Source organism: Rhodococcus sp. 15-2388-1-1a (assembly GCF_002259145.1).
Taxonomy (GTDB): Bacteria; Actinomycetota; Actinomycetes; order Mycobacteriales; family Mycobacteriaceae; genus Rhodococcoides.
The window spans coordinates 106475-130236 of sequence record NZ_NPFP01000053.1 but is presented as its reverse complement, the minus strand read 5'-3'; the positions used below and the strand labels follow the sequence as shown (position 1 = coordinate 130236).

The 23762-nt window shown below is 65.0% G+C and carries 29 protein-coding genes; 20 read left to right on the top strand and 9 right to left on the bottom strand.

Going from position 1 to position 23762, the window contains the following annotated elements:
- Positions 1-268: 268 nt before the first annotated feature.
- From CH302_RS28505 to CH302_RS28495, 3 genes are all read left to right on the top strand, one after another.
- A complete protein-coding gene (locus tag CH302_RS28505) occupies positions 269-655 on the top strand; it encodes a hypothetical protein (protein WP_094650301.1) in 387 nt (128 codons plus the stop codon).
- A 152-nt stretch (positions 656-807) separates the two neighbouring features.
- On the top strand, positions 808-1092 hold the full coding sequence (locus tag CH302_RS28500; protein ID WP_094610677.1) for a hypothetical protein: 285 nt from the start codon (positions 808-810) through the stop codon (positions 1090-1092).
- A 92-nt stretch (positions 1093-1184) separates the two neighbouring features.
- A complete protein-coding gene (locus CH302_RS28495) occupies positions 1185-2828 on the top strand; it encodes a ParB/RepB/Spo0J family partition protein (protein WP_094610678.1) in 1644 nt (547 codons plus the stop codon).
- A gap of 126 nt (positions 2829-2954) precedes the next feature.
- Here CH302_RS28495 and CH302_RS28490 read toward each other — a convergent pair whose 3' ends face one another.
- Positions 2955-3179: a helix-turn-helix transcriptional regulator gene (locus CH302_RS28490; protein ID WP_094610679.1), complete on the bottom strand. Its 225-nt coding sequence runs from the start codon at positions 3177-3179 to the stop codon at positions 2955-2957.
- A gap of 119 nt (positions 3180-3298) precedes the next feature.
- Here CH302_RS28490 and CH302_RS28485 point away from each other — a divergent pair, with 119 nt between their 5' ends.
- From CH302_RS28485 to CH302_RS28425, 12 genes are all read left to right on the top strand, one after another.
- A complete protein-coding gene (locus tag CH302_RS28485) occupies positions 3299-3676 on the top strand; it encodes a hypothetical protein (RefSeq protein ID WP_094610680.1) in 378 nt (125 codons plus the stop codon).
- 98 nt (positions 3677-3774) lie between these two features.
- Positions 3775-3990, top strand: a complete 216-nt coding sequence (locus CH302_RS29720; protein ID WP_141215888.1) for a hypothetical protein — start codon at positions 3775-3777, stop codon at positions 3988-3990.
- Between the two features lie 84 nt (positions 3991-4074).
- Entirely contained in the window at positions 4075-4647 is a 573-nt protein-coding gene (locus CH302_RS30790; RefSeq protein WP_255139189.1) for a DUF6349 family protein, read from the top strand.
- Between the two features lie 39 nt (positions 4648-4686).
- Entirely contained in the window at positions 4687-5670 is a 984-nt protein-coding gene (locus CH302_RS28465; RefSeq protein ID WP_094610684.1) for a hypothetical protein, read from the top strand.
- Positions 5671-5804: 134 nt separating this feature from the next.
- Positions 5805-6137: a hypothetical protein gene (locus CH302_RS28460; RefSeq protein ID WP_094610685.1), complete on the top strand. Its 333-nt coding sequence runs from the start codon at positions 5805-5807 to the stop codon at positions 6135-6137.
- Positions 6134-6505 carry a hypothetical protein gene (locus CH302_RS28455; RefSeq protein ID WP_094610686.1) on the top strand — a complete coding sequence of 124 codons (372 nt, stop codon included), beginning with the start codon at positions 6134-6136 and terminating at the stop codon, positions 6503-6505. Before CH302_RS28460 ends, CH302_RS28455 begins: the two co-directional genes overlap by 4 nt.
- A gap of 33 nt (positions 6506-6538) precedes the next feature.
- Complete coding sequence (locus CH302_RS28450; RefSeq protein WP_094610687.1) at positions 6539-6895, top strand: hypothetical protein; 357 nt, start codon at positions 6539-6541, stop codon at positions 6893-6895.
- Between the two features lie 15 nt (positions 6896-6910).
- Positions 6911-7246, top strand: a complete 336-nt coding sequence (locus tag CH302_RS28445; RefSeq protein WP_094610688.1) for a hypothetical protein — start codon at positions 6911-6913, stop codon at positions 7244-7246.
- Positions 7243-7581 (top strand): hypothetical protein, encoded by a 339-nt coding sequence (locus CH302_RS30390; RefSeq protein ID WP_094610689.1) that lies wholly within the window; start codon positions 7243-7245, stop codon positions 7579-7581. The genes CH302_RS28445 and CH302_RS30390 overlap by 4 nt, the downstream gene beginning before the upstream one ends.
- A gap of 323 nt (positions 7582-7904) precedes the next feature.
- Positions 7905-8138 (top strand): glutaredoxin family protein, encoded by a 234-nt coding sequence (locus tag CH302_RS28435; protein ID WP_094610690.1) that lies wholly within the window; start codon positions 7905-7907, stop codon positions 8136-8138.
- 54 nt (positions 8139-8192) lie between these two features.
- On the top strand, positions 8193-8780 hold the full coding sequence (locus CH302_RS28430) for a DnaB-like helicase N-terminal domain-containing protein (protein ID WP_094610691.1): 588 nt from the start codon (positions 8193-8195) through the stop codon (positions 8778-8780).
- A 141-nt stretch (positions 8781-8921) separates the two neighbouring features.
- Positions 8922-9149 carry a hypothetical protein gene (locus tag CH302_RS28425; protein ID WP_141215889.1) on the top strand — a complete coding sequence of 76 codons (228 nt, stop codon included), beginning with the start codon at positions 8922-8924 and terminating at the stop codon, positions 9147-9149.
- 98 nt (positions 9150-9247) lie between these two features.
- Here CH302_RS28425 and CH302_RS28420 read toward each other — a convergent pair whose 3' ends face one another.
- From CH302_RS28420 to CH302_RS28385, 8 genes are all read right to left on the bottom strand, one after another.
- The gene (locus tag CH302_RS28420) at positions 9248-9607 is read right to left on the bottom strand and encodes a hypothetical protein (RefSeq protein WP_094610693.1); all 360 of its coding nucleotides are present in this window, start codon (positions 9605-9607) and stop codon (positions 9248-9250) included.
- Complete coding sequence (locus CH302_RS28415) at positions 9604-10551, bottom strand: hypothetical protein (protein ID WP_094610694.1); 948 nt, start codon at positions 10549-10551, stop codon at positions 9604-9606. Before CH302_RS28415 ends, CH302_RS28420 begins: the two co-directional genes overlap by 4 nt.
- A 124-nt stretch (positions 10552-10675) precedes the next feature.
- Positions 10676-11104: a hypothetical protein gene (locus tag CH302_RS28410; RefSeq protein WP_094610695.1), complete on the bottom strand. Its 429-nt coding sequence runs from the start codon at positions 11102-11104 to the stop codon at positions 10676-10678.
- A 190-nt stretch (positions 11105-11294) separates the two neighbouring features.
- A complete protein-coding gene (locus CH302_RS28405; RefSeq protein WP_094610696.1) occupies positions 11295-11780 on the bottom strand; it encodes a hypothetical protein in 486 nt (161 codons plus the stop codon).
- Positions 11781-12061: 281 nt separating this feature from the next.
- Positions 12062-12397, bottom strand: coding sequence for a hypothetical protein (locus CH302_RS28400; RefSeq protein ID WP_094610697.1), 336 nt, complete (start codon positions 12395-12397; stop codon positions 12062-12064).
- 110 nt (positions 12398-12507) lie between these two features.
- Positions 12508-13062 (bottom strand): hypothetical protein, encoded by a 555-nt coding sequence (locus CH302_RS30385; RefSeq protein WP_176458342.1) that lies wholly within the window; start codon positions 13060-13062, stop codon positions 12508-12510.
- Positions 13063-13064: 2 nt separating this feature from the next.
- Positions 13065-13883 carry a hypothetical protein gene (locus CH302_RS28390; RefSeq protein WP_094610698.1) on the bottom strand — a complete coding sequence of 273 codons (819 nt, stop codon included), beginning with the start codon at positions 13881-13883 and terminating at the stop codon, positions 13065-13067.
- Positions 13880-14227, bottom strand: coding sequence for a hypothetical protein (locus CH302_RS28385; RefSeq protein ID WP_141215890.1), 348 nt, complete (start codon positions 14225-14227; stop codon positions 13880-13882). The genes CH302_RS28390 and CH302_RS28385 overlap by 4 nt, the downstream gene beginning before the upstream one ends.
- 175 nt (positions 14228-14402) lie before the next feature.
- Here CH302_RS28385 and mobF point away from each other — a divergent pair, with 175 nt between their 5' ends.
- The 5 genes from mobF to CH302_RS28360 all read left to right on the top strand — a co-directional run bounded on the left by mobF (position 14403) and on the right by CH302_RS28360 (position 23725).
- A complete protein-coding gene (gene mobF, locus CH302_RS28380; protein WP_176458343.1) occupies positions 14403-20630 on the top strand; it encodes a MobF family relaxase in 6228 nt (2075 codons plus the stop codon).
- A gap of 74 nt (positions 20631-20704) precedes the next feature.
- Complete coding sequence (locus CH302_RS28375; RefSeq protein ID WP_094650299.1) at positions 20705-21565, top strand: hypothetical protein; 861 nt, start codon at positions 20705-20707, stop codon at positions 21563-21565.
- A 352-nt stretch (positions 21566-21917) separates the two neighbouring features.
- Positions 21918-22541 carry a hypothetical protein gene (locus CH302_RS28370; RefSeq protein ID WP_094650297.1) on the top strand — a complete coding sequence of 208 codons (624 nt, stop codon included), beginning with the start codon at positions 21918-21920 and terminating at the stop codon, positions 22539-22541.
- Entirely contained in the window at positions 22538-23104 is a 567-nt protein-coding gene (locus tag CH302_RS28365; protein ID WP_094610703.1) for a hypothetical protein, read from the top strand. The genes CH302_RS28370 and CH302_RS28365 overlap by 4 nt, the downstream gene beginning before the upstream one ends.
- Positions 23105-23173: 69 nt before the next feature.
- The gene (locus CH302_RS28360) at positions 23174-23725 is read left to right on the top strand and encodes a hypothetical protein (RefSeq protein WP_094650295.1); all 552 of its coding nucleotides are present in this window, start codon (positions 23174-23176) and stop codon (positions 23723-23725) included.
- Positions 23726-23762 lie beyond the last annotated feature (37 nt).

Here is a 23762-nt window from a genome sequence, read left to right as displayed (position 1 = left end):
ACACGCTCCAGCAACAGTGACGGACAGGCGAGAGATCAGAGGGTCTCGCGATGGACACAAAGTCGCCCGGACTGCTCCATGCGTGGGCGAAAACTCGCGGACAGTGGATTTGCTGTCTGAGCTTCGACATACCGATCGGAAACGGCAAGGGTTTCCTTCGCCTCCATCAGCAGTGGTGCCCCGCCGAGGCCGCTACTCCCGTCGACTGAAACACGCTCAATCGTCAAGATGTGTTGACGAATAGAGAACGTCAAGATATGTTGACGATATGGAATCGGAGAACGTCCTCACCCCGACCGAGTTGACCGAACTATACGTCGAATACAAGGCGGCACTGCTCGATGTCGAACTCGCGGAGATGGTGCGCGAGCAGGGAAGTAAGGACGCTGCGACCTGGGAGGCGAACTCCGAGCGACGCATGGCCGGCGCGGTCTCCGACGTCGACGCGCTCGAGATCAACGCCTTCCTGGCCTCGACGATGATCGCCGACCGCTACGCCATCATCGGACGCCTCCGCAGTCAGGAGCGCCCTGTTCCGTGGTCGAAGATCGGCGAGATCCTCGGCATGAGCAAGCAAGCCGCCCAGCAGTGGTACGACACCTACAACCTCCGGCCCCCGGTGCAGAACCCCACCCGTCGCACCGATCCGGCGTGAGTCGCAGGCTCGATCATCCTGCGCTGTAGGTGATTCGAGTGAGCGGGGTGGTGCCGCCGTTCGATGCCCGCAACGTGGCGGCTCGGATTTGCATGGAACCGAAAACCGTTGCAGGACTTGACAATACAGCGTGACGCTGTAAGGTTAGGGGCATGGGAGAAGCAAAGCGGAACCTCACGGCAGTCACCTCCGAATACGGCGACGAACGCCCCGAACGCGGAGTGGGAGTGTCCATCCGACGGGGCGGCATCGAGGTCGAGTACCTGGACGCGACCGGCATCGAGGAGCACGCGCCGATGGACTGGACCCCGGACATGGCGGAGGTGCTGCTCGGCCGTAGCGGATACGCGGTCACCGGGCGCTGGGTCGACATCAGCGACCCCTGTGCAGAAGATCCGATCTGGGAACTACCCGTCGCGAAGACCGCCGACCGCTGACCCTCGCCTTACGCCCACCTGCGAACGGGCACCGGGCAGCTGGAATCTGCCCGGTGCCTCACCGCCGCACTCTAATCAGGGAGACCGCCATCATGACCACCACCATGTCTGCACAATCGGCACCGACCTCGACCGGCTACACCCTCGTCCACGTCGACCCCCACGAACTCGACATCACCGACAACGTCCGCGACGGAGTCGACATCACCGCCGACCCTGAGTTCGTCGCCTCCATCGCCGCCCACGGTGTCCTCCAGGCGGTCTCGGCGGTCCGCCGCGCCGACGGAACCCTGGTCGTCCACGACGGACAGCGCAGAACTCTCGGGGCCCGCGAAGCCGGTCTCACCTCGATCCCGGTACTGGTGCGTGAGCAGTCCGACGACGAGAAGGCCGCAGGCATCGAACGCATCACCGAGCAGGTCGTGTCCAACGATCAGCGCGAAGACCTCACCACCGGCCAACGCGCCGCCGCCGTCACGGGCCTGCTCGAGCTGGGCCTGAGCGTCCACAAGGTCAGCGCGCAACTGCACGTCCCGAAGGCGTACGTCGAAAAGGCCGGTCGCGCAGGACGATCCGAGCGCGCCCGCCAGCAGCTCGACGACCGCCAGCTCACCCTCGAAGGGGCTGCGTTGCTTGCTGATCTCGAAACCGCCGCCGAGACGGAGCCGTGGATCACCGAAGCGATCGAGCAGATCTTCGACAACAGATTCGGCTTCGAGTACCGCCTTGCCACCCTCGCGCGCCGCATCGACGAACGCGCCGAGACCACTGCCGCCGCAGCCGACTACATCGCACGCGGCTTCATCCTGCTCCACGACGAACCGTCCACCACCGACGGGCAGTGGTACTCCCTCGCGGACCTGCGCACTTCCGACGGCAGTGCAGTCCCGGCCGACGTCCCGGAGCAGGCGCCGCACCTGTGGCACGTCCACGTCCACGAGACCGGCACCGTCTGGGTCGACAAGACCACCCGTGAGGAGGTCGCCGAGGACGAAGTCGACTTCGACACCGAGGGCGACGACGAAGCCGAAGCGTACGAGCAGCTGCGGCACGCCAACACGGTCGAGAAAGTGACCGCCTGGGGGTACGAGTTCTTCCTGCGCCACGACAACCGGGCTGCGGCCGGCCTCGAACTCGCCCCCGAGAAGATCGCCGCCGCCGATGCAGAGGGCGGCGACACCGAGGACGGATTGACCCCGGCGCAGCGTAAAGCCGCGCGCGCCGAAGCCGAACGCATCGAGAAAGAACGCGCAGAGCGCCGAAAAGCGAAGGCCCTCAACCGTGCCGGAGCCACCGCCACCGAAGCCAGGCGCACGTTCCTTGCCGGTCTACTCGCGGGCAAGAGCGCCCCGAAGAACGCCACCAAGTGGATGGTGACCACCCTGGCGACCCATGGTGATGTGTTCACCGAATCCAAGTGCTCGGAGCGGTACGGCGAGATCATGGGCTCGCCGCTGCACGAGGTGGACCGTAAGGCCACCGCTGCCACGCCCGCTCGCGCCGAGGTGTTGCTGCTCGCCCGAGTGCTTACTGCGTTCGAGGCCCGCCTCACGGGGCCGCAGGATGCCAAGGATTACTGGCGGTTCTCCTCCAAGCACTACCGGGGCATGGTCGGCATCGACAGCTACCTGACCTTCCTCGCCGACAGCGGGCACACCCTGACCCCGGTGGAGCAGGCCGCGATCGGCAACATCACCGTCGACGCCGCGTACGCAGCCGTCGACGACGACGCCTGACAATCCGCTGGAGCATCGCAACCAGCACGACAACAAGGCCCCGACCATCACACCGATGGCCCGGGCCTTCCTGGTTCGTCAAGATATGTTGACGCTCAGTGGTGAACCGGGAACGCCGAACGGCGATCAGCGTGGGCGCAGGTCGGTTCGTGCACCACTGCCGGGTCGGCCTGCGAGCCACGCCTCGATGTCCTCCCGCGAATACAGCGGTGTGCGCGAGAGGTGGCGGGCAGGTTTCGGGGCCTGACCACGAGCGACGTACGACCGCCACGTCGAGGACGCGATCGCCTTCCCGGTCGAGGCCTCGATCAGTTCCAGAACCTCCGAGAGTGTCAATTCGGCATCGGCCACGGTTCCTCCGATCCCCGCACGAGCCTGATTGTCGACATACCCGCACCTTACAGCCCCACGCTGTAAATACTTCGCCGTACCCCTCGCAACCCTACAGCGTGACGCTGTAGGGTTGGGGTATGACCTCGACGCGCACCGAATCGACCCAATGTGACTGGCAGTCAACACTGTTCGATGACTGCGCGTTGCCCGGGTGCGCTCTCCCGGTCGCCGTACCGGGGGAGGTGTGCCAGTCCTGCCGCACCGCTTTCGGGGACATGCTCAACGTGCGCACCGATGGACCGGACCGCGAGCCCGGACAGGTCCGCGCCGACCTCGCCGCCCGCGACGCGAGCGCCCGCGAGCAGTACCGGGTGCAGGCCGCCACCGTGGCTGCGGTGCAGCAGGTTTCGCCCCGCAAGCGCAACCAGATCTGCTGGCTCTGCGAGGAGCGCCGGACCTGCACCTCGACCGGCGGGCGCTGGGAATGCGCCGACTGCCAGAACCTGCCGTCCTGAACACCCACGCACTTTTCCTCGTCGAGAACTCGGGAGTACCCATGACCGCCACCCTCGCGCCCGCTACGGCCGCGCCTCGCCGCCTCACAGGAGTTGGAATGAAACTGATTTCGCTCGACACCCAGTTCGACGGAACGGTCGTCGACATTCTCGGCTACCGCACCGCGCCCGCAGGCCGCGTCGAGGTCACCGCCCTCCTCGACGCACCCGGTGCCTGGTACAGCCGCACCCATCCGGTCGTTCTCGACGCCAGCGACGTCCGACTCTCGCTGGCCTTGCAGTCCCTCACCCGTCCCGAGCTGGGCGTGCGGTGATGGCCGAGACCGCAGGCCAGATCGACATCTTCGACGTGTTGGCCGACGTCGCAGCAGACGAGCAGAACCTGCACATCGACCGCCATGGCATCCCGACCTTGTTCGCCAGCCCCACCCGAGGGGTCGCAGCTCGCATCGCGGAGTTTCGAGACCTGGGCGACCACCTGGGGGCGGCACGGCTCGACCGCCGCCTCCCACGCGTTCCGGCCTGGAATCTGCGACCCCACCGCAGCCACCGACACCTGCCAACCCACCTGCGTTGCAGCGGACCTCGACTGCCAGTGCCCGGACACGAGCAGGGACGCTCCATGTGAGTGCGTCGGCGGCGACGTCTACCGCGGCGCGTGCACCGGCTGCCCGTGGGAAGGCGAGAACCGCGCCGACGAACACGAAGCAGTCAGCGACGCCCTCGATCACGCCCACCCCTGCTGGCTCGACGACCTCCCGATCGTGATCCCCGAACGCAGACCGTCGCAGAAGGACCAGGTGTGGGCAGCGAAGGTCATCGAGCTCATCGGGGAGCGACCCACCGGATGGCCCGTCATTACCCGACGCGGCGACACCATCGGCCTGCGCTCGGTCCCGAACCGCTCACCGTGGGGTGGCTACGACGTTGCCGCCGCCTCTGCCAACGCACACCTCGCCCGCCAACTCTGACCCTGCATTCTCCTGCCGATGCTGGAAAGGCCACTGTCGATGAACACCCCACTCGTACTCGCCCAAGCACTCACCTCACCCGATGCGCCCCCGATGGCATCCGGTGTACTGGAACTGATGTCCTACCTGATGTGGATGAGCACCGCGCTCGGTGTCCTTGCCATGATGGGCGGGGGAGCCAAGTTCTTCTGGTCTCGCATGTACGGTGCCGACGACAGGACCGCGCTACAGATGTGCGGGGGAGGGCTCGTCATCGCGGTCGCCGCCATGTTGATCGATACCGTGCTTCTCTCTCAGATCTCTTCAGAGGAGGCGTCTGACGTTCGCCTTTCCGATCCACCAGCGGTACCGGACGCACCGGTCTCAGATGCCCCGGCGCTACCAGCGTCCGACGTCGCACCTGAGGCCCCGATGGACTGGACTCCGCTGGTCTGGATGGTCGTGGTTGTGCTCGCCCTCGCATTGGCCGCGTACCTGATCGTTCGGACCCGCAGCCATGTCGTCGACCGCCGCAACGCCAAGAAGGCACTCGAAGCCGACTACGCCGCCGCCCACGCTGTCTACAGCGAGGTCGCGGACGCCTACGCCGCCTACCTGGCCGACCCGTACTCCATCTTCATCAGGCCCCTGCTCGACGACCTCACCGAGCCCCGCACCGCAGCCTTCATCGACGCCTTCGCCGCCATGAACGATTCTCGGCCCGAACAGTGCCCCGACACCGCAGAGCGCGTGCAGGCCTTCGCCGTCGTCGCGCAGAAAGCACGCACCGCCTGGCGCAGCGCCGACGGCTACGCCCGCACCATGGGCCTACGCGTGACCAGCGTCGAGGGCCAACGAACCGTTCGCCGGATCCGCAGCGCCCTCGGTATCGCCCTCGACGACTCGGCCACCGGGCAGGAACGCGAGACCGCGCTCCGCACCGTTCAGGAGCTCGCGGCCGGCATCGTCACCATCCCCGACCGCATCTACGACAGCGCCAAGATCGCCATAGAGACCACCACACGCAAACAGCTCACCAGCTGACCCCAACCCGGCCCCGGTGGTGTCGACACCCAGCAGTGTGTCGGCACCACCTGGCAACATGACCCACCAACGACACAACGACAGACACAGCTGTCGATCACGACTGGACACCACAGATCGGAACGAAAGAAGCCATGGATCTCGTCAACCGCACAGCACTGATCGTGTTCGTCGTCCTGGTCACCGGGGCCTACGCCGTCGGCACCGCCTACATACGCAAGCCGTCCCGAGTGACACTGCACAGCAACGCACTCGCCCTCATCGGTTTCGCCGTAGTCGCTGCCACTGTCTTCGCCGTCACCTACCCAGACCTCGCCTGGGGATGGAAAGCCGCCTTCATCGCAGGATCCATCCTGTTCGGCTACCTGATCGCACGGCAGTTCAACAGCACCCGTGACGAGTACGAGGCCGACCAGAAGCGCAGCTTCGTCCAAACCACCGCCGACGACGACAGGAACAACCGATGAACCCATTCACCACCTTCCGTGACCACGCCAAGATCCGCCACGAATTCCTGTTCGACGACAGCATAGAAAACGCCGAACGCTACTTCGAGTCAGCGGAGGCAGTGGACCGGCTTCGATACGGCCTCAACCGATTTGCCGCTGTCTTGGTAGGCATCCTCGGGGTGTCCGCAGCCGCATACAACGTCACGAGGGGATCCGCTGTCAGCATCATCGAACTCGCATTTCCCGCTCTTGCAGTGGCATTGGTGTTCGCTCTTGTCCGTCTCGGCAACGAGCTGGGCTCGAAAGGCACGAAAGAGATCGTCGCCACCGCGAACATGGCCAAGTCCATCGGCGACCAACGCCGCAACGACGCGTCCAACCACTGACCGCCCGACGACGACACGATGAATGGGGACACCATGGATATCGCCTCTGCCTTGGCCGATCACGACAAGGCTCTCGATCTCGTGACGTCCGAACCCACACTCGACCATCTCACGCGATACGAAGCCGCAGCGGACACCTACACGGGCTTTCTCAACCACCGGATCAGTCTCTATTTCCGGGTCTGCACCGCTGGGGCCGTGGTTCTCGTAGCGTTGTACTTCCTTCTCGACCTCCCGTCATTTCCGGGCATCTTCGTGATATGGGTGTGGGTGCTCGGGATCATGACGCCGACCGCCTGGAATATGCACCAGCTGCACATGGTCCGCAAGCTCGTCGTCTCGGCCCACGTCTTCGTGGACACATATGATTCTCTTCGAGCCGAAGACTGACCAGGCGGGAACATCATGATCCTGTACGCAGTGGGACTGATCGTCGTCCTAGTCGCCGCAATAGCGCTGTACGCCTTGCAGACCGAACATCGGACCCGACCGGCGCAGTGGTCCCTGCTGGTGCTGATCGCGGGAATCGTCATCACCACGATCGCGTTCTGGACCCAACACAGCGACCCAGGCAATACCTTGGTCATGACCTGGACTCTCCTGATCACCGCAGCCGTATTGGCACTCGCCGCGAGCGCTGCAGAAGTAGTCTCCCGCATCGTCAGGTGGGTCGAGGCCGAACCCCGAGATACAGACATCATCGACAACCCGGCCCATGCCCCGAGCGGTGATCGAGCATGAACCGCAAAGCTGCATCGACGGCGATCGACTGGTACCGACTGGACTGCCTCATCAGCGGAGACCTTCGCAAACTCGGAACCCACCTGGAGCGTGGTCTCGATAGCAGATTCCCCATCTCGCCCGATGCACAACACCGCGTAGTCGAAGGAAAAATACAAATCCAGAATTGGTTGGCCGCTCTACAACACCTCCGCAACGAAGCCGCACGAAACACCACACCCGAACTCGTACAAGAATGGATGCAGTTGCGGCGGCAGATGGTCTTGAAAGGCCCGTTCGGAATCCGCAGGTCTCTGGTCTCACACCGCACCCGACAGTACGAACTCGAATACTGATAGCCCCCGACTGACGCCGCCGTAGAGCAACAGCTCCGGCGGCGTTTTCGCATGTCTCGATCACGGCGTCGCAGCAGTAGTCGGGCGACGGCATCATGACCCGAATGTGGAATGAACTGTTCCCCGTCGCTTTTTCGTATTTCTCTCCGTGTGCTGCCACTATCAGGAACAACGCAACCGACGTAATTGCGAACTGCTAGGCAGTCCGGAATCTATTGCGCGCCAGTATATTCGAGTCAAATTGTCTAGCTTTATCTATGGCTTATAGGAACGATTTGGCGTAGAATTGAACCCACCGGAACGATTCCCTCGAGGAGTGAGCTATGTCGATCACCGTGTACACGAAACCCGAATGCAACAGCTGCGATCAAACGAAACGACGTCTGAACAAGCATGGGATCGAATACACGACCGTCGATGTCACCGAAGATGCAGCGGCGCGCGAGTTCGTCACCGACGGGCTCGGCTACCGGCAGATGCCCGTGGTGGTCGTCGACGAGAACACCCACTGGTCCGGCTTTCGGATCGACGCCCTCGACAAGCTCGCCGCCGCCTGACCGACCAACTCCGTTGACCCTTTTCGAGATTCACCTGCGAGAACGAGCCCGACGATGACGCCACTGAGTGCAGTCCCACCGCCCGATGAGCCCGAGCGTGTCGTTCGCAGCCTCGCCGCTGTTGACGACGACCACGGCGTCGACGACGAGACTGCTCACGAGCCGTCCACCGACCCCGAGGCGCTGCTGCTGTGCGCCCTGATGTGGAGTGCCCACACCGGGGGAGTGTCCGCCGAGGATCTGCGCATCACCGCGATCGTGACCGCCGAGGACTTCGACGACGTCGCGTACCGGCGAATGTTCGTCGTGATCGCAGGTCTCGTCGCGGCCGGCGAACCCTACGACCCGGCGAGCGTCACCGCAGCCTTCATGCGATCCGGATCCGGCGGAGCCAAGGACGCGCCCCTGCGTCGCCGCTTGAACGAAGTCATCACCGCCGGGGCAGACGGCTTCACCGCCGTCCACTACGCCGACATCGTGCTCTCCCAGTCCTACCGGCGCAGTTACCGGACCGTGGCAGCGGCCATCGTCCACGCCGCCGAGGAGTTGCCGGAGGAGTACCTGTTCGAACATCTCGTGGAGTACGGGCGCGCTCAGCGCGCACTGTGGCAGCGGCTCAACACGTTTCGGGGAGGGCAGTGACCCATGGTCGACACTCCCGCCGCGTCCACGACGCAGGAACACGCCCCCGCATCCGCGCAATCGTCAAGATGTGTTGACGAAGCCGTAGCGTCAACACATCTTGACGATACGGCGGTTCGTGCCCCACGAAGACGGATGCGCGTGAGCGATGCAGGCGGTGTCAGCGCCGAGGTGGAATCGCCGATCGGGGCGTACCTGTGGTGGTGCGGACACGTCGGAGCCGACGCACACGACCTCGACGCGCTGCAGGAGTGGGACTACCTCCACGCCGACGAGACGACCGACGCCGAACGCCGCACCCTGACCGCGTGGGCACTGGCGGCCGGCATCTTCGGCGCACCCGGCACCGCGCCGCACCCGCAGCACTGACCGCCCGTCCGAACCCTGCCCGAACGACAAAGGCACCCACACCGGCTGTGTGGGTGCCTTTCTCGCGTGTACGGACGAGCCGAGTCGGACGAGCGGTGTCAGTGGCGATCGACGATCCGGACCGCGTCGCCGAAGTCGATGTCGTAGTCGACCAGGTACGGCGCATCGGGGTCACCGCTGGATGTGTATCGCGGGTAGAGGCCCTTCTGCTGTTCGGTCTGAAGAACGACCACGCGTACGCGTCCGGGCGTGATGTGGATTTCGCGGAGGACTCCGGTCATCGGTTCGTTCCACAGCACCGCCTCGAACTCGAGGACCGCGCCGAGGTCGCCGCCGTCGAGCTGGAACGCAGGCTTGACGGCGCTGTCGCCCTCGGTGGCGGCGGATCGCTGCGGGGGCCGAGGTAGTCGGTGCCGCCCTTCCCGGGTCTGCGGTGGGAACTGGTGGTCGGTGGTCATCCGAGACCGTGGTCGGCTGACCGCGATGTCGCAGCTGTGTGTGTCGGGGCGGGGGAGGTGTGCAGCGTGGACGAGGTGGCCCGTGCAGCTCCGGAGGAGCGTCCGGTCGGGGGAGTGACCAACCCGCGCGGACGTGTCGAGGAGCGTTCGGCGTCCGCTGCGTGCGCCATCGGCGGCGTCGATACCGACGCGGACACAGCTGCGGTGTTGTCCGGGCGTGCGGCCGGCCTCGATCGAGCTCGCAGATCGTCGAGGTCGGCGGCGAGTGCGGTGATGTGTTCGGCGTCGGCGACCGGGTCTAGGACGGAGAGGTTCGCGCGCAGGTTCCGCACCTGCACGGACCGTTCTGCGGCGATGCGGTCGGTGTCGGAGACGTCCGCTGCGTGGGTCACGCGCAGCACGGTGTCGTTGCGCATCGGTTCGATGGTGCCGCCGAGGTCTGCCGCGAGCTGCTCGGCGATGCGGTGTGCGTCTTCGGGGGTGTACGCGCCGACGTCGGTGCGCGAGTTCGGGATCGGGCCCGGGCGGGTGGAGTACACCTCCACGTCGAGAACTGCGACGGCGTCGGGACCCTCGACCGCCGAGTCGGGTAACGGGGGTGACGTTTCGACGACAGCGGCCACGGCGGCGGTCACTGCGCGGGGTGCGGGGATGACGGTGCGCCGCGCGCCGGAGGCGTAGGCGGGGAGCGCGGTCAGTTCGGCGGCGAGTTCGCCGGGGGTGCCGATGAACTCGACATCACGGCGTGAGGTTCCCTCTCCGGCTGCGTCGATGACGACGGAGACGGTGTCGACTTCGCGGGTGTCCGACAGTGCTGCTGCTTGGGTGAGGGCGAACTGTCCGGCGGAGCGGGAGGTGTAGAACGCGCCGCGGTAGTGCACGAAACCGGGGTCGCCGTTGCGGTCGAGGGAGGCTACTTCGACGTTGAATTCGGGCTGGCTCATGGTCAATGATCCTTCGGGTGATGTGGGTGCGCCCGCACGAGGAGAAGATGCGTCGAGCGTGCGAAGGGCGCACGGGGGATCCGCGACCGGTGCCGGTGCGCGGGTGGTGCGAGGGCAGCAGTGTTCAGCGCGCGGACACAGTCGAGGACTGCGGTTCGGACGACACGGCGGGTGCAGGCGACGAGGCGTCGTCATCGCGTTGTCCGTCGGGGCCGGCGGTGTTCTCGGCACCGACTCGGCGGCGCGGCGTACCGCGACCGGTCGTGCGCTTGGAGGTCTTGGATGATTTCTTGCCCACCGGTGTCGGAGCGGTCAGACCACTCCCGGTCAGTTCGGCGACCGTCCATCCGGCGTCGATCGCTTCCTTGTACGCGGCGGCGTGTTCGGCGTTCGCGCGTTCGGCCGCGCGGGTCGCTTCGGCGACCTTCTCGCGCGCATCAGCGGAAGCCTGGGCGGCGTCGAAGAGGGACTCGATGTATTTGGTGCGGTTCTCGATCGCGGCGCGGGCGCGCGCCAGAGCGGTGTCTTTGTCGACAGCGGGAGAGACAGACATGGTGAGGGCCTTCCAGATTCGGTGCGCGGATATCCCCCACCGGACAGGCACCGATCGCTCACAGAGCAACACAACCCACAATGCGGTGAACGCAGTGCGGGGTGAATCGGTACGGGTGGGGCGCGCTCGAACGTGACCCTCATCGACGCTCGAACTTGCAGCCGAGTCTAGAGCATCACCGTAGGCAATGTCAGTCCTGCAGCAGGGCGCGACGATCCCGTCTGTAGCTCACGTATGTCGCCGCAACTATCGCCATCGCAGCAACCACCAGTCCAACGAAGACCCAGACATAGCTGCTGTCGTTCGCATCAGTCGTACCGCCGCCACCCATGGAACCGCCGAAGCGATTGAGTGCCACGACGAACAACGCGGAGTAGAGGACTAGGCCGCAGCCAACTATTACAGCTGCTGGGTTGTTGAGGAACCGAGCCCAGACAATCTGAGGCCACGTCGAGTCGAGAGACACCGTCGACCGTTCGAGCCGCTTCAGCTCGAGCTCGATCGACTTCTCTATGGTCCCGCTGGGGTCGGCGCTAGGGCCCAAGGCTGCTTGAATCTCGATCAAAGCCTTCAGCTTCTCGTGTGGTGTTTTGCGTGCGGCACGCGATGCAACCCAGCCGGAGAACAACCCGACGACCAACGGTATCGACGACTCGAAAATCTGCTCCCACCCCATGAAACAGATCCTGCCACAAACAGATGTCGGCCTCCGGATAGTTCGAACTACCAGACGAGATCCGCGCAGCGCATCTTGCAAATTCTTAGTTGGGTGAGCGGCGCAGCGGCGTCGACAACTCTGTACCGGTGTCGCGGTGCGGTCGTACAACCGCAGTCCGGCGCGGCGCACGCAATCTGTGCACGAGTGCTGTTGCAGGTGGTGCACAGTCGCCATTGCACCGACGTCACCTCGCGCGAGTGCGGTGTATGCAGAGTGCCGGTTGTAGGCGTGCCGGGCGGTCAGTAGTAGTCGTTGCCGTAGGGGTCGCGGTGGTACCCGCGTCGGGGTCTGCGGTCGGCGACTCCGCTGGCACCGCCGAGTGCGAACAGGGGAAGCATGAACAGCATCACGGCGATGAACGCGACGATCACTGCGATGAACGCGCCGAACACGACCGCGAGGACGACGAGGTACGCGCCGACGCCGATGACGGTGAGAATGTTCGCCACGAAACCCTTCCATCCGGGGTCGTTCTCGCCGAGGTACCGCACGTACCAGATCAGGAATCCGGCACCGGCGACCGCGAGCAAGGGCAGCGGTCCGACGTCGTCGGTAAAGAGCGAGGAGAGCGTCATGTCGTACGTCCTTTTCGTCGAGGACTGCTCTCACCGGTGCGGCGGTGCGGCCCAGGCCTGATGGATCTATCTCTACCGAACGCCACCGACATGTCTCGGTGGCGTTCGGTTCAGAACAAGGTCGGTGGTGCTTGTGCGTCGACGCTGTATCCGGCGAGGGCGGCGCGGAGTCGGTCGGCGTCGTAGCCGTCTTTGAGTGCATCGCGGATCGCCACGGCCCGCCCGTAGCGCCCGCGCGGATCGCCGCCTGCCGGGGTCGGTCCGATGTGGCGTCCGGTTGCAACAGCGTGTGCAAGGTTCGTCGATTGGGTGCCGCGCTTGAGGTGCCCGTCATCGACTCGCACACACAGGGTTTCGTCGCAGTCGTGCTCGCCGACGATCCCGTCACCGAGGTCGCCGTGCGCGAGCAACAGCGCGAACCGGTGCGCAGACAATGTTCGTGGTGTGTCGCCGTCGGTGAAGGTGAAGCGTCCGTACCCGTCTGGGAAACTGACGGCCGATCGCCACAGCCAGCACGTCGGCGTGATGACCACTTTCGTCCAGAACCGTGCCACGGTCTTGGCGGTCAACGGTCCCTGCAACGGACGCCACGATCGACGAACCGACATCTCCGGTTCGGCGACGGTGTCCCCGCCGAACAGTGCCAGTTGCATCGTCGCGGTCACGGTCAGCGTCCCGATAGGTGGTGACCATCGGCGACGTGTCGACGCCGCGCGTTCCGCAGCACAACGAACGCAACAGAGGACGCGTCGGCAAAGGTCGATGTCGTCTTCGATCCTCCGGCCGCGAGTTCGATGGTCGGGGCGTGGAAGTCACGAAAACGCGCGTCGGGAACGGACGGTTGCGCGGGTTTCTCGCGTCCACCGAATCGGATGTTAGCTCGCTCCATGAACCCTCGGGTGTCGCGGAAGGAGATCGCGGGCAGCCACATTCTGTACCCCTGGACCGCCGACGCGTAGGCGAGGTCGGCGTTGATCATCACCGTTCCCAGGAGTGCCGATTGCAGCAGAGACAGCACCGACGGTGTGACGCCGAGTTGGTGTCCGCGGGCGGTGCCGAACAAGTCGGTTGCGGTCTCGACGCCGATCTTGTCCGACACGCGGATGCGTGCGTTGTCGGTGTAGACCGCGTACGTCCCGTGACTGTCGAAATCAGGCTCGAGCCACACCAGCGCTGCGCGGCGCTGCACGACCGACACGGGTTCGGCGATCGCAATGCCGGTCGCGGCGGCGACACGTGATGCAAGGTGCGGGTGCAGCAGTGCGACCCAATCGGCGGCGGACTGACGCTGCGGGCCGAGGGTGAACTCCGCGTCGAGGCGTGCCGCGGTGTGCACGCGCACCCGGCCGGTGTCGTCGACATGGATGTGCGGAACGGTGCCGTCGCTGCTCCAGGCGAGCACGTTCGGATCCGTGTCCGGTGTGTGGGGAGCGGGGTAGCCCGCGTCGGTCAATGCCGCCACCAGTTCGCCGGTGTAGACGCTCATCTGTGTTCTCCGTTCGTGTCGTCGGCCGGTGCCGCGACGGTGTCCGGCGTCGAGCCGGTGCCGGTGTCGGCGGTGTCGGTGAGCAGTGCCAGAAGTTTGCGGGCTTCGCCGGTCGTGATCTGGGTGAGTGTCGCGGCGGCGGCGAGTGTTCCTTCGCGGGTGCGGATGTCGTCGAGCGCGCGAGCCATCGCGAGTTTCGCGGCGTCGATCTGCTCGGCGGCGGTGAAGAACGCCGTCAACGACGCCATGTTCGCCGCGTCCCGGCGCTGACGGTCCGCGAGCACTTTCTGCTGCGCCGCCCGCGCCCGAGCACGCGCAGTCATCCGAGCCTGTGTCGACGCCATGCCGCCAACCATAGCCCCAGACACCGTCAAACACACAGATCCTGACACAACCTCCCACCACATCACCGACCCACCACCACCAAACCTGCATTTCACCAACCCAATCCCACCTGTCACCATTTACCGATCCAAAGCCCAAACGAACCCACACACCTCATGCACTATGGAGCTGCGCGTGCTTTCGCTGGTACAGTCCGCGTTTGTGATGGGTCTGCACAAGCTGACCGCTGGGGATGGGTACGAGTACCTGACCCGGCAGGTTGCGGCTGCCGATTCCACCGAGCGCGGGGCTTCCTCGTTGGCCGATTACTACTCCGAAAAAGGGGAGTCACCGGGCCGTTGGGCCGGGGCGGGTCTCGCTGGTCTGGGATCGGTCGCGGCAGGCCAGCAGGTGTCCGAGGCGCAGATGAAGGCCCTGTTCGGTGAAGGTCTGCACCCGAACGCGGACCTGATGTTCGAGCTGGCGCTCGCGCAAGGTGCGTCTCAGGCCGACGCCGCCCGGTCGGCGAAATTGGGCCGGGCGTTCAAGATCGACTCCGGAGCGACCGCGTATCGGGTGGCGTGCGCGGAGGCGTTCGTGGCGCACAATCTCGCACGCGGGCAGAAGTGGAACGCCCCGATCGACGACGCCGACCGCGCGCGGATCCGCACCGATGTCGGATCGAGAATGTTCGCAAAGGAGTACGGACGCGCGCCGGCGAACGAGCGAGAACTGTCGGGCTGGGTGGCCAAGGTCGGTCGGCAAAAGACCACCGCTGTAGCTGGTTTCGACTTGACGTTCACACCGGTGAAATCGGTGTCGGCATTGTGGGCGGTCGCCCCGCGCGAGGTCTCGGAACAGATCGAAGCGGCGCACGAGTCCGCGATCGCCGCCGCGGTGACGTACCTCGAGAAGCACGCGTGCTTCACCCGCGTCGGTACCGGGGGAGTGGCGCAAGTCGACGGCAACGGTTTGATCGCCGCACAGTTCACCCACCGCGATTCACGCGCCGGGGATCCGAACCTGCACACCCACGTCGCGATCAGCAACAAGGTCGCCGCCACGATGCCCGACGGCACCATCAAGTGGCTCGCACTCGACGGGGCCGCGTTGTACCGCAACAACGTTCCCGCCTCCGAGGTCTACAACACCGTTCTCGAAGCGCAGTTGCGTGAACGCATCGGCGTCCGGTTCGCCGAGCGAGCGTCGACCGATAGAAGCAAACGTCCAGTCCGCGAGATCGACAGCATGGACGAACGTCTCGCCGAGCGGTGGTCCTCGCGCAGCGCCGCGATCAAACTCCGCACCGCCGAACTTGCGCGCACCTTCCAGGCCGATCACGGGCGCGAACCGACCGCCATCGAAGCGATCTCCCTCGCCCAGCAAGCGACGTTGGAAACCCGTGCCGCCAAGCACGAACCGGTCTCGCACGCCGACCAACGCAGCGGCTGGCGAGCAGAAGCGATCGAGATCCTCGGATCACAGAAGGCGTTGTCGGAACTGGTCTCCTCGATCACCGCGCACACCGCCGCCGAAGCGACGACGGACTTCGATCACGCATGGGTGCGTGAGACCGCGGAACGCTCACTCGACATCGTCTCGCGGAAACGATCACGGTTCCTGCGGCACAACATTCGCGCCGAAGTCGTGCGGCAAGTACGCACCTTCGACCCACCGGCCGAGCGCATCGACGCACTCGTCGAGAAGGTCACCGACCTCGCGTGCGGGGACGAGTTGTCGATCGACCTCTCCGGTGCCGCCGACACCGACCCCGCTGCCGATATCGCCCCGGATGTGATGCGCCGACGCGATGGTGCCGATGTACACACCCGTCACGAATCGCAGTTGCTCACCACCGCAGCAGTACTCGACGCCGAAGCGCGCATCGTCGCCCACGCCGCGCGCACCGACGGTATTGCGATCGACGACAAGCACGTCGAGATTGCGTTGCTCGAATCCGCAGCGAACGGTCTCGACCTCAACGCCGGCCAGCGGTCGCTGGTGCGCGCGATGGCGACCTCGGGAGCGAAAGTGCAGCTCGCACTCGCACCCGCAGGCACCGGCAAGACCGCGTCGATGAAAGCACTGACGACCGCGTGGCAGAACGCCGCCGGGCGGGTCGTCGGGTTCGCGCCGACCGCTGCCGCTGCCGCAGTTCTGCGTCAAGATATCTTGACGACTACCGATACGTTGGCGAAGTTCGTCGACATCACCCAACGCTTGCGCGAGGGCCGGTCGGTGAAAGTTCCGCAGTGGTACACCGACATCGGCGAGGACACACTCGTCATCGTCGACGAGGCGGGCATGACCGGCACCCTCGATCTCGACGAAGCAATCACTGCACTCGTCGAGCGCGGTGCAACGGTGCGGTTGATCGGTGACGATCAACAGCTCGCCTCCGTCGCCTCCGGTGGTGTGCTCCGCGATATTCACGACCGCATCGGCGCGTTGTCGCTCTCTCAGGTCGTCCGGTTCCGCGACCCTGCCGAAGGTGCCGCCTCGCTTGCGTTGCGCGATGGCGACGAGGCCGCGATCGGGTTCTACATCGACCACGGACGGGTCCATGTCGGGTCGATCGCGACGGTCACCGACGACGCCTACACCGCGTGGGCGGCCGATCATGCGGCCGGCAAGGACGCGCTCATGCTCGCCCCGACCCGCGAGCTCGTCGCCGAACTCAACACCCGCGCCCGCACCGACCGCCTCGCCGCCACCGGCAAGCGAGTCGGACGGGAAGCCGTCCTCGCCGACGGGCTCATGGCCAGCGCCGGGGACACCGTCCGCACCCGCTCGAACGACCGCCGCAACCCGCTCTCGCAGACCGACTGGGTCCGCAACGGTGACCGCTGGATCGTCGAGAAAGTCGGCCGGGACGGCTCGCTGCGGGTCCGGCATATCGAACTCGGGCGCACCGTCACCCTGTCACCCGACTACGTGCAGTCCGCCACCGAACTCGGCTACGCCGGAACCGTGCACTCCGCGCAGGGCTCGACCGCCGACACCTGCCACGTCGTGGCCACCGGCGACGAAACCCGCCAGCTCGCCTACGTCGGACTCACCCGCGGCAAGCAAGCCAACCACCTGTATCTGGCGACCGCGTCGGACGGCGACCTGCACACCGCGATGACCGAACGCGGAATGCTTCCCCCGACCGCGGTCGACGACCTCCGCGAGATTCTGCGGCGCGACGGCGCACAGGTCTCGGCGCACTCGACTCTCGCCGAAGCCGACGATCCGCACCTGAATCTCTCGCCGGCGGCGCGGGCCTATGACTACTCGGTGGCCACCGGCTCCGAAGTGCACCTCGGGCCGGAGGTGATGGCCGCGATCGACGTGGCCGCCGAAGAAGAGGCACCGGGTCTGACCGATGAGCCCGCGTGGCCGACCCTGCGCGGACATTTGGCGATCCTCGGTGCACACGGACGCGATCCCGTCGAGGCCCTGCGCAGTGCTGTCCGCTCGCGTGAACTCGATACCGCTCTCGACAGGGCCGCGGTGCTCGACTGGCGTCTGGACCCCAGCGGCAAGCATTCCTCCGCCACTGGGCCGCTGCCGTGGCTACCTGCCATCCCGACAGCGGTACACGATCTTCCCGAGTGGGGTGCCTACCTCGACGCCCGCGAGGAACTGGTGGTGGCGCACTGCGCACGCATCGCCGCCGACGTCGCCACGTGGACACCGACGACTGCACCGGTGTGGGCGCGGCCGCTGTTCACCGACGAACCCGACCTCGAACTGCTCACTGATCTCGCGGTGTTCCGCGCCGCACACGACGTCGACCCGGCCGATCGCCGTCCGACTGGACCCGAGCAGCTCGCCGCCGCTTCGGTGAAAGCGCAACGCAGCCTCGACCGCCGCGCCGCCGAGGTGATCGACACCGGAAACGATGCCGTCGCCCGGTGGCGTCCGTTCGTCGACGAACTCGACACCCACATCGCCCGCGACCCGTACTTCCCGATCCTCGCCGACCGACTCTCCGCCGCCGCACGCGCCGGAATCGAAGTCCACACCCTCGTCCGCGACTCCCTCGCCACGTCGCCGCTGCCCGACGAGCTGCCCGCTGCCGCACTGTGGTGGCGACTGTCCGGTGAACTCTCCGTCGCCGCGCTCGACGCCGACACCGACGGCGCGGTCCTCGAACCATCGTGGACGCCGGTACTGATCGAACTGCTCGGCTACACCGCCGCCGTCCGCGTCATGTCCGATGCGGCGTGGCCCTCGCTCGTGGCGACCGTCGACGCCGCCGACCCGACCCTGTGGACCCCGGGACAGTTGCTCGGCACCGCGTACGAGTTCCTGCACGGCGGCATCGACCCGGTCGATCACGGTGTCACCCTGCCCGCCCACGAACTCGCCACCGCGCTGACGTGGCGGGCCGAGATGCTGGTGCGCGAGAACCACCTCGCCCGCACCTACACCCCACCCACCGCCGAACCACTCTCGATCGAGGACGAAGAAGCCGTCCCCGTCGTCGACGAGGCGGTCTCCGACACCATCGGCGGTGAGCTGCCCGACGAGTTCGTCATCCCGGCAGCACTACCGACCCAGGCTGCTGCGACCGACACCGTCGTCGACGGCTCAACCGCATCGGTTCCGGTCGACGCCGATGCCGACTATCTCGCTTCCCTCGACGCGCTCGACGCCCCCGTCGAATACGACCAAGCGCCACCACCGGAGTACGACGGCGGCTACGACCAGGCACCACCGCCGGAGTACGACGGCGAGTACACCGGGGTCGACCACGAGGCCGGCGCACCGCCACTCGACATCGAGGCCGCTACGGTCGAGGCCGGCACCGACGACGTCGACGCCGGAGCCGATGTGTGGGATGCGTTGCGCTTGCAGATCGAGACGATCGAGCTGCCGTACCCGACGGTCACCACCGACGAACGAGTGCGCCTGCTCACCGCAGATCTCGACGACGCGAAAACCAGGTACCGGGAGCTGCGGAACCGGATTTCCGACGGCACCAGCCCCGCACAGTTCCATGCCCGCACGATGCTCGCCGAGCTGCAGGAGCGAGCCGACCGGCAACGCCCTGCCCGCATCGCGATGCTCGACACCCGCCAGGAGTGGACCGACCGCGAGTTCGAGGCCGAAGCACTCTGGCATCACATCGACACCGTCATCCGACCCGCTGTCGCCGCCGACGTCGCTGCCGCCGGGGACGACGATGCCCGCGCCCTCGCGCAGCGCGGTCTCGACTGGGAGATCTGGCGCGCCGGATTCGTCGACGACACTGCGACTGCTTCCCGCACCCGCGCACACGAGGCCGCGGCGGAGTACGAGCGCGTCACCGCCGCCGACGGGGGAGAAGTCACCGCCGTCGACGTCACCACCGCACGCCTGGCGGCCGAGAGCATCGACCTCGCCGCGCTTGCCGAGCTCAAGGCCGACGTCGACAGCACCGAAGCGATGCTGTGGCGGGCCGAACAGGCAGCCCTGCGTGCAGCGATGACCGACGCTCCAACCTTGACGCCGCACGTGCAGCCCTCCGTTGAGGCTGTCGACGCACCAGCAGCCGACGCAGTCGAGCAGCTCGAGCAGACGGCCCCGACCGAGCTGGCAGTAGAGGACGCCGCCGCGGCTGCACCCGAGCCGCAGCCTGTGCTCTCGCCGGCCGATGCCGCTCTGCTCGCGAAGATGGAACGAGACCCGATCCGGCTCGTCCCGGACGCCGAGCTGGCCGCGTTCGTCGACCGAGCCGGACGCGACCGCACCGAGCCGACTGTCGTTGCGGATACCGAGAAGCTGTACGCGCGCCTCGACGAGCAAGCCGCTGCGATCGCAGCAGCGCGCGAGATCGAGACCGAACTACGCCGCGTCACCGCACAGTACGAGGCCGCACGCACTGAACACGCGACGCTCTCCGAGCAGCTGTCGACTGCGAAGAGACGTGAGCGCAAGAGCATCGAACCGGCCGTCGACGACGCACGACTGCGGGAAGAACGCCTCGCCCGCCAGGTCCGCGACACCCAACGTGCCGCCCGCGACGCCGCCGGACGCGTTCAGGCCGAGACCAGCGAGTGGCCCGCGATCGTGCAACGAGCCGCCGAGCCCGAACGCCGCGCTGCAGACCTCGCCGCAGCCGCGGTGTTCGACACCGCCATCACCGAACAAGGCCGGCGTCTGCATTCGGTGACATTGGCTAGTAGACGGCACACAGCCGAACAACGTATCCGCGCTACTAACAAGTCACCGCACGCTGTCGTGGCATCCCCGATCGAAGGACTGACCGACACCAAGGTCCGCGCCACCAACGTGGATATCGACGATGCTGCTGCTCAGAAGCGCGTCGCGGGGATACTTGCAGACGCCCGCGGCTCCAGGAACGGTCAAGGTGGGACCGGACATGGGTTGCCGGTGGAGCGATACAGTGCGCCCGAGTCGGAGCGTCTGTATGACGATGAGCTCGGGCTGTAACGCCAAACTGCGTCGCTCGCATCGGATGAAGATGGATTCATTGTGAGAAGGTTGATGCGGAGTATCATCCGCGCATGCAGCCAGCAGTGATCGGCTCCCTCATATCAGGGTTCGTTGCGTTGTTGACGACGGCAGCGATAATTTACTCCAACTACATCATCAGTGTCCGAAATCGAGAGAACATCCGCGAGACGCTGTCGAAAGAAGTCACCGTATGGGAGAAACTTCCAGACGGAAAGGAGAAGGAAGATCTTCTAAAGGTAATAAACGAGCAGGCACGGAAACTGATTGATACCGACCGTAGTGAGCCGGCGAGTGTCGCGCAACGCGCGGCAGTTATTGGAATGGTGGTGGCTGTTTTGGCAGGGGCTATTGCCTACGGCGTACTTCGGGTCGCTGCTCCCCTTCAATCGAACTACACTATTCTAGGTTCGGTGCATCCAGACATGCCAACTACAAGTAAATTAAAGCAGTCTTTTGCCTTAGCCCTTGAGAATACATATCTCTCTCAGCGTGGGGCGATGACCTTTCCCAACTGCGGCGCAGCAGTCCATGTACTGGACGGAAGCGGTCTCCCGGCAGAGATGACTGTGTGCTTGCGTTACGCCGACGAGGCTTGCCAAAAAGAAAACGCAAACGAAGTAGGTTCGGATTCAAAAGTTGTTAATTTCGATATTGTGATAACGCCCTCGGCTGACAGGGTGGACTCGTCCCCTCTGGTGGCCAGTCGGGCAATAGAGGTCGATCAGTTCTACACAGCTGAACAATACACAGCGGTGCACAACCCGTTGAGAGTAGTGATCCCATGCGATGAGCCTGAAGAGGATACGGATGTCCGAATAAATCGGACGTTCACCATAGCCGTTCTCAAATCTCAGGTGTATCTGGGAATGCAAGATCCGTGGTTTCCGATCGAATGGAAACTGCCCTACTGATCGTCCCTAATTTGGTGACGGCCGGACATCAGTCGCGAGAAGCGTCATTCAGGTGAATTAACTGGATGGGCTCGTCCGCCCTAGGTGAACCGGAGCTATTGGACCCACAATCAGGCTGGGCGTGCCGCCACATCGCGCGAGACACCGGCGCGACGGCGAAATCCGTCACTGCATCGCCTTACCTCGGGGCCTCTAAGGGCCGCCCGGTTTGAGCGGGGTGCCAAAGGTTCAGCGGAGCAATCATGTATCGAACCCAATACACGGGTAGTGTGAAGTTCTCATCTCCAAGGACGACTGTCACGGCGCTACGTCGGGCTCCGATCTGGAGAAACTCCTATCGAAGGAACGAACCATGGCCCTAGCGAAATTCGCGCCCCCCACACGTATGGACGAGCCCGTACCGGACATCCTCACGCGCGGTCAGACGTCATCTCGCCTCAACATTGCCATGGGGGCGGTAGACAAGCTTCTTGCCGCCCGCGTCCTGGAGAACCCCATTCGTTTGGAAGTGGTCGAGCGTCTCGAACGGCGTAGCTACCTTGTTGTCGAAGAGGGTGAGTTGACCGTCTTGCGAACGGATGCACGTAAGCGGGCGTACCCCGGCGAGGATCGCCCGTGGATTGGTTTCAGCACCGAACATTCCAATGAGGAGCTCGATGCCACCAGCCTTCGATGGTGGCGTTCGTACCCGAGAAGAGTGATCGATAACGAGCTGTTCGTCGTCACCGTCGCGACCGTCCCGGTTGCCGTGTACAAGATCGAAGACGTCGAAAGCGAACAAGTACGTTCCGGTGAAGACAAGCCTCGGTTTCACTACAGCGGCACCCTGTTGCACCGCGTCTACCCAGGCTTGGTGGACCGGGCGCTTAGTCCGGCAGTGCCCGTCCAGTACAAAGATCGGGTGCGGCAGATCATGAGCAGCAGAATCAAGGTCGTTAGCGGCGGACCCATCGGCTACTTGAATGCCGGATCATGACCAGCGGTACTCCGGGCTCGACCGGAGGCGTGGATCGGGACACCTCGGTTGACATCCTGGCGGACGATGCGGTCCGTCGTATGAGGGTGGGCGAGGCGATCGTCGTAGTGATCGGTCTTGTGCTGCTTGCGATTGCGTTCTGTTTGGGTCGCCTCTACGAGGTTCCTGGTCCATTGGAGTTCTGGAAAGTCACCGCGCAACCTTTGGGTGTTGTCACGGCGGGTCTTTTCGCGATCAGCGCAGCCGTGGTGACTTTCATTGCGTACCGCCGCACCAGCGAGTCTGCGGCCGAGTCCGCGAGGCTTCAACGTGAGAAGGAAGTCCGGGCAGAGGCGCTGGACAGATGTTGGGAGCGGTTCCGGTTCATTTTCGAGAATTCCGAGACCGATGGTGGCAACGATCCGAAGTTGCCCCCGGAGGTCATCTTCGAGGTGGTCGATTTGCTGGGGGATGAGGCTGAGAAGCTCAAGGATCAGGTGCTCGTTCAGTTCATTGCTCAATGGGGGGAGTACTACGCCGACGCCCACCTCCTCGCATCCACAGCTCCCGTAGAACCGAGCTGACGTGCATTTCTGGTGCACCAAGCGCACACTGAACTGTGTAACGCGGGAAACCGTAGGGAGCCGACGACGATGACGAACTTAGAACAGCGCATTCACGACCTGCCGCCTGACCGCTTCGCGCGCAGCGCACACGCCGCAGCGAAGCTGGCCGTACGGTCCGCGAAGCGTGCGGGCAAAGAACCCCCAGCAAGCGCACTCTGGCTCCTGAAACAGTCGCCTGAACAATTGCAAGCCCAGCAACAGAAGCGTTTACAGGAAGAGTCTGCTGCGCGTGAGCACACGGAACCGGTCGACGATGTCGCGGCATTCGTCGGCGCATTGACTCGGCGTTGCAGTGCTGTTGGTGAGCGCGAGGGTCTCCTTCCAGATGGTGAAACACTTCGCGCAGCCGAGAACCTGGTCGCAGCCCACACCGCATTGGCTCATCTAGGCGGTGACGCTCTGGTCTCCTACCCGGGTGGCAAGACAATTCTCATCAGCGCCGAAGACGGTGAGATGCGTCCAAACACAAAGAAGACTTGGAAGGTGTCCGGCTTCGCGGGCCTGGTCGGTGACGGAGATGCGCACAAGCCAGAAGGAACGTTGCAGAAAAGTCCTGGATCAGAGGGGCAGCGCCGGTAGCTGACCGAAAGCAGTAGGTACAGACGGTCCGTCAAGA

Bases quoted from the DNA above. Each gene is read 5' to 3' on its own strand.
- CH302_RS28505 (WP_094650301.1), top strand. From the start codon at position 269: ATGGAATCGGAGAACGTCCTCACCCCGACCGAGTTGACCGAACTATAC.
- CH302_RS28500 (WP_094610677.1), top strand. From the start codon at position 808: ATGGGAGAAGCAAAGCGGAACCTCACGGCAGTCACCTCCGAATACGGC.
- CH302_RS28495 (WP_094610678.1), top strand. From the start codon at position 1,185: ATGACCACCACCATGTCTGCACAATCGGCACCGACCTCGACCGGCTAC.
- CH302_RS28485 (WP_094610680.1), top strand. From the start codon at position 3,299: ATGACCTCGACGCGCACCGAATCGACCCAATGTGACTGGCAGTCAACA.
- CH302_RS29720 (WP_141215888.1), top strand. From the start codon at position 3,775: ATGAAACTGATTTCGCTCGACACCCAGTTCGACGGAACGGTCGTCGAC.
- CH302_RS30790 (WP_255139189.1), top strand. From the start codon at position 4,075: ATGGCATCCCGACCTTGTTCGCCAGCCCCACCCGAGGGGTCGCAGCTC.
- CH302_RS28465 (WP_094610684.1), top strand. From the start codon at position 4,687: ATGAACACCCCACTCGTACTCGCCCAAGCACTCACCTCACCCGATGCG.
- CH302_RS28460 (WP_094610685.1), top strand. From the start codon at position 5,805: ATGGATCTCGTCAACCGCACAGCACTGATCGTGTTCGTCGTCCTGGTC.
- CH302_RS28455 (WP_094610686.1), top strand. From the start codon at position 6,134: ATGAACCCATTCACCACCTTCCGTGACCACGCCAAGATCCGCCACGAA.
- CH302_RS28450 (WP_094610687.1), top strand. From the start codon at position 6,539: ATGGATATCGCCTCTGCCTTGGCCGATCACGACAAGGCTCTCGATCTC.
- CH302_RS28445 (WP_094610688.1), top strand. From the start codon at position 6,911: ATGATCCTGTACGCAGTGGGACTGATCGTCGTCCTAGTCGCCGCAATA.
- CH302_RS30390 (WP_094610689.1), top strand. From the start codon at position 7,243: ATGAACCGCAAAGCTGCATCGACGGCGATCGACTGGTACCGACTGGAC.
- CH302_RS28435 (WP_094610690.1), top strand. From the start codon at position 7,905: ATGTCGATCACCGTGTACACGAAACCCGAATGCAACAGCTGCGATCAA.
- CH302_RS28430 (WP_094610691.1), top strand. From the start codon at position 8,193: ATGACGCCACTGAGTGCAGTCCCACCGCCCGATGAGCCCGAGCGTGTC.
- CH302_RS28420 (WP_094610693.1), bottom strand. From the start codon at position 9,607: ATGACCACCGACCACCAGTTCCCACCGCAGACCCGGGAAGGGCGGCAC.
- CH302_RS28415 (WP_094610694.1), bottom strand. From the start codon at position 10,551: ATGAGCCAGCCCGAATTCAACGTCGAAGTAGCCTCCCTCGACCGCAAC.
- CH302_RS28410 (WP_094610695.1), bottom strand. From the start codon at position 11,104: ATGTCTGTCTCTCCCGCTGTCGACAAAGACACCGCTCTGGCGCGCGCC.
- CH302_RS28405 (WP_094610696.1), bottom strand. From the start codon at position 11,780: ATGGGGTGGGAGCAGATTTTCGAGTCGTCGATACCGTTGGTCGTCGGG.
- CH302_RS28400 (WP_094610697.1), bottom strand. From the start codon at position 12,397: ATGACGCTCTCCTCGCTCTTTACCGACGACGTCGGACCGCTGCCCTTG.
- CH302_RS28390 (WP_094610698.1), bottom strand. From the start codon at position 13,883: ATGAGCGTCTACACCGGCGAACTGGTGGCGGCATTGACCGACGCGGGC.
- CH302_RS28385 (WP_141215890.1), bottom strand. From the start codon at position 14,227: ATGGCGTCGACACAGGCTCGGATGACTGCGCGTGCTCGGGCGCGGGCG.
- CH302_RS28375 (WP_094650299.1), top strand. From the start codon at position 20,705: ATGCAGCCAGCAGTGATCGGCTCCCTCATATCAGGGTTCGTTGCGTTG.
- CH302_RS28370 (WP_094650297.1), top strand. From the start codon at position 21,918: ATGGCCCTAGCGAAATTCGCGCCCCCCACACGTATGGACGAGCCCGTA.
- CH302_RS28365 (WP_094610703.1), top strand. From the start codon at position 22,538: ATGACCAGCGGTACTCCGGGCTCGACCGGAGGCGTGGATCGGGACACC.
- CH302_RS28360 (WP_094650295.1), top strand. From the start codon at position 23,174: ATGACGAACTTAGAACAGCGCATTCACGACCTGCCGCCTGACCGCTTC.